Raw genomic sequence first — 3,563 nt, 5'->3', positions numbered from 1 at the left:
CTGCGGTGGATCCAGCCAATGGGGGTATCGTCGCCCTTGGTTTCTACAGTGCTGTGGCCGTACCATGATATTGGGGCCAATGGGTCATCAAACAGTTCCGACCCTTCTATATAAGGAATGTATTCGTCCAGCAGGTTTATCATCAGGCGGGCAATACGTGTTTTTGCCTGCCCCCGTAAGCCCAGCAATAAAATATTGTGGCGCGATAGGATGGCAGTTTGCAGATCGGGGATAACGGTATCTTCAAAACCGATGATACCTTCAAAACCACCTTCTTTTTTTTGTAGCTGAGTAATAAGGTTAGCCCTCAACTCATCTTTAACCGACCGGCTTTTGTAGCCCGTTTTTTTAAGCTCGCCAAGGGTTTTTATATCTAATAATTTGCTCATTTTTTATTCTTGATTTCACCGATGTGCCGATAGTTATCGGGTTAGTTTTTAATTTTTTGTCTTGATTCTTGACTCTTATCTTCTTGAATCTATTTTACGTTCTTCCTTCTATTCCTGGCGTAGTCCTCAAAAATGTATTCGCCCAGGTTGTTTAGCGAGCTGTAAAACGCTTTGCCACCGTTGGTTTCGGTAAATTTGCGTACAAACTGCTGCAGGTAGGGGTCTTTAGCTATCATAAAGGTGGTGATAGGTATTTTAAGCCTCTTGCATTGCGCGGCCATGTTCAGCGTTTTGTTCACCACTTTTCTATCCAGCCCAATGCTGTTTTTATAATACTTGGTGCCTTCCTTTAAGCAGGTGGGCTTGCCATCGGTTATCATAAAAATTTGCTTGTTGTGCGTTTTGCGCCTGCGCAACATATCTGTAGCAAGCTCTAACCCTGCATAGGTATTGGTATGGTAAGGACCAACCTGCAAATAAGGCAGGTCCTGTAAAGTAATAGGCCAGGCATCGTTACCAAACACTACAATATCCAAAGTATCCTTAGGGTATTTGGTGCGGATCAGCTCGGCCAGTGCCATGGCTACTTTTTTGGCAGGGGTTATCCTGTCTTCACCGTATAAGATCATGGAGTGCGATATATCTATCATCAGAACGGTTGAAGTGAGGGTTTTGTAATCCATTTCTTCTACCTCCAGGTCGCGCTCGGTCATCATAAAATCGCCGCCTATGCCATGGTTAACCTGTGCATTCTGGATAGATTGTGTCATATCTATCTGGTCCAGACTGTCGCCAAACTCAAACTCGCGGCGTTCGGCATTTTTTTCATCGCCCTGCCCGCTTTGCGGCGAACGGTGATTGCCCTTGCCCGATTTTTTGAGCTTGCCAAAGATCTCTTCTAATGCCGATTGGCGAATGCTTTGCTCGGTTTTGGCCGTAATGCGAAACTCGCCATTTTGGTTGTCCTCGGTGAGGTAACCCTTTTGTTTAAGCTCGTCAATAAAATCGCCCATGCCATAATCGTCATTGGTGATATTGTATTGCTTATCCAACTCATTAAGCCATGCCAAAGCTTCCCCGGCATCACCGGCGGTGTAGTTCAATAATTCCAGAAATAACTTCAGTAATTCTTCAAATCCGCCCTTTGGGATCTGGTTTGGTTTAAACTGTGAAAATCCAAAACCACGCATATTTTACCCTTTCTAAGTATAAAGTAACGGATAATTTGATTTAAAAGTTTGAAATTGCGCCATTTAAGCGCAATTGTTAACTAAGCATGACAATAGGGCGAAAAGCGTAGGGGTTAGCTCTTCTTTATGCGGCCAATTTCGTCGCGGTTGTAAACCGGGTTAGCACCACGGCGGCTGGTTACATAAGCGCCAATAGCACAGGCATTTAATAAAATTTTAGGGATAGGGTTGTTGGCAATTAAACCGGCAATAAAAGTAGCCAGGAATGCATCGCCGGCACCAACGGTATCCGCAACTTCTACACAAAAGCCCGGGTGCTCAAAAAACTCGTAATCGTGCCATATCATAGCACCATTTTCGCCACGGGTTACACAAATTGTTTTGGTATGGTATTTATTTCTAAACTCGGTTATCTTGGCTTTTAGATCGCCATTGCCACCGCCAATAAGCAGGTCGGCTTCTTCTTCGTTCATTTTTATAACACTGGCACGGGCCGCAAGGGTCTCAATAGTAGCCAAAGTATAATGCGGGTGGCGCAGGTTAACGTCGAATATTTTTATGGCGTCGGTTTCGTCGAGCAGGTTAAGCAGGGTATCATGTGTTGTTTTTTCGCGACAGGCCAGGCTGCCAAAAACTACAATTGAAGCATCTTTAGCGCCTTCTTTCAGGTTATTATCTAACTGGATATTATCCCATGAAACAGGTTCGGGTATAATATAAGTTGCCTGGTTTTTATCGTCGAGCTCAACAGTAACTTCGCAGGTAGGCAGGGTGTTATCCCTTTGTATCATAGGGGAATATAGGCCGTTGTTTTTAAGGAAATCTACCAGTTCGTTACCGGATGCATCCATACCAACACGACTTGCAAACTTAACATCAACATGTTGCTGCACCAGGTGCCTTGCTACATTCATTGGTGCGCCACCGGCTTTCTTTTCGTCGCCGAAGGCATCCCATAAAACTTCCCCAAAGCATAAAACCCTATTTTTCATATTGTAGTGGAACGGTAAGGCTGTAAAGCTAAAAAGGATTTATGGTAAACCATGTTAAATTTTTAATAACATACGATACAATTTGTTAACAATTACTTAACAATGGGTTTTGAGATATGAAGTTTGATTTCTCGAAAAAATGTAAATAAAGAAATAATATCGACTGGTATTTAAGTAAAGTAGCGCCTTTGCGTGAAATACCTTTAATTGTAATTAGATTGATATATTTATCCTATGAAAAAGCTTATCACTTCTTTCCTCTTACTTCTCATTACTTGTATCTGCCTGAAAGCGCAGGATAAGCAAGCCATAGTGAAATTGATGCATGACCAGCAAACCGCTTGGAGCAAAGGCGATCTGGAAGGCTTTATGCAGGGTTACTGGAAATCAGATTCGCTGATGTTCATAGGCAAACGCGGACCAACCTATGGCTGGCAGCAAACGTTAGAAAACTATAAAAAAGGCTACCCCGACAAAGCCGCTATGGGCAAGCTTACCTTTAGGATTGATAAAGTAGAACTGTTAAGCAAACAGGATGCCTTTGTAATGGGCGCCTGGAGCCTTGCCCGCGAAAAAGATGCCCCCGGCGGGTATTTTACCTTATGGTTTAGAAAAATAAACGGTGAGTGGAAGATAGTTTGCGACCATACGAGTTAATAGTATGATGGAATTTATATTAGGTAATTGGGTTGGTTCTTTACTTCGGATAATTGGGGCATGTGTGTTGTATGCAATGGGGCAGCTTGCAAAACTTTTTCGCCCCTCAGCTGAAGCTTATTCATTTAAAACAATTTATAATATGGATTATGATAGGGGTGATAGTTATAAACAAATGATGGAACGCGCCGGGCAGCAAATGGCAGGCGCGTTATTTATAGGGTTTGTGGTGTTGATTTGTATATTGGTTAAGTACCTTTAATGATTATATGAAAGAAATAATTAGCGCCCTAAAAACTATTAATAACTGGGAGAAGCTTTTTCTTGTTCTAACA

The 3,563-nt window shown here is 42.5% G+C and carries 4 protein-coding genes and 1 pseudogene; 2 read left to right on the top strand and 3 right to left on the bottom strand.

Annotated elements, in window-relative coordinates; genetic code table 11:
* From JWQ85_RS03045 to JWQ85_RS03035, 3 genes and pseudogenes are all read right to left on the bottom strand, one after another.
* Positions 1 to 389, bottom strand: a pseudogene (locus tag JWQ85_RS03045) (magnesium chelatase); the annotation flags it as partial.
* Between the two features lie 89 nt (positions 390 to 478).
* Complete coding sequence (locus tag JWQ85_RS03040) at positions 479 to 1,579, bottom strand: VWA domain-containing protein (protein WP_299463750.1); 1,101 nt, start codon at positions 1,577 to 1,579, stop codon at positions 479 to 481.
* A gap of 113 nt (positions 1,580 to 1,692) precedes the next feature.
* Positions 1,693 to 2,571, bottom strand: coding sequence for a carbohydrate kinase (locus tag JWQ85_RS03035; RefSeq protein WP_299463747.1), 879 nt, complete (start codon positions 2,569 to 2,571; stop codon positions 1,693 to 1,695).
* Positions 2,572 to 2,805: 234 nt separating this feature from the next.
* Here JWQ85_RS03035 and JWQ85_RS03030 point away from each other — a divergent pair, with 234 nt between their 5' ends.
* Positions 2,806 to 3,228, top strand: a complete 423-nt coding sequence (locus JWQ85_RS03030; RefSeq protein WP_299463744.1) for a nuclear transport factor 2 family protein — start codon at positions 2,806 to 2,808, stop codon at positions 3,226 to 3,228.
* 4 nt (positions 3,229 to 3,232) lie between these two features.
* Entirely contained in the window at positions 3,233 to 3,490 is a 258-nt protein-coding gene (locus JWQ85_RS03025) for a hypothetical protein (protein ID WP_299463741.1), read from the top strand.
* Positions 3,491 to 3,563: the final 73 nt, after the last annotated feature.

The organism is Mucilaginibacter sp., from assembly GCF_028288105.1.
In the GTDB taxonomy this organism is placed as follows: Bacteria; Bacteroidota; Bacteroidia; order Sphingobacteriales; family Sphingobacteriaceae; genus Mucilaginibacter.
The sequence above is the reverse complement of the archived record's forward strand: the minus strand, read 5'-3'. Positions and strand labels throughout refer to the sequence as shown.

What these genes read in the sequence shown, in the direction of transcription:
- JWQ85_RS03040 (WP_299463750.1), bottom strand. Translation starts at nt 1,579, where the DNA reads ATGCGTGGTTTTGGATTTTCACAGTTTAAACCAAACCAGATCCCAAAG.
- JWQ85_RS03030 (WP_299463744.1), top strand. Translation starts at nt 2,806, where the DNA reads ATGAAAAAGCTTATCACTTCTTTCCTCTTACTTCTCATTACTTGTATC.
- JWQ85_RS03035 (WP_299463747.1), bottom strand. Translation starts at nt 2,571, where the DNA reads ATGAAAAATAGGGTTTTATGCTTTGGGGAAGTTTTATGGGATGCCTTC.
- JWQ85_RS03025 (WP_299463741.1), top strand. Translation starts at nt 3,233, where the DNA reads ATGATGGAATTTATATTAGGTAATTGGGTTGGTTCTTTACTTCGGATA.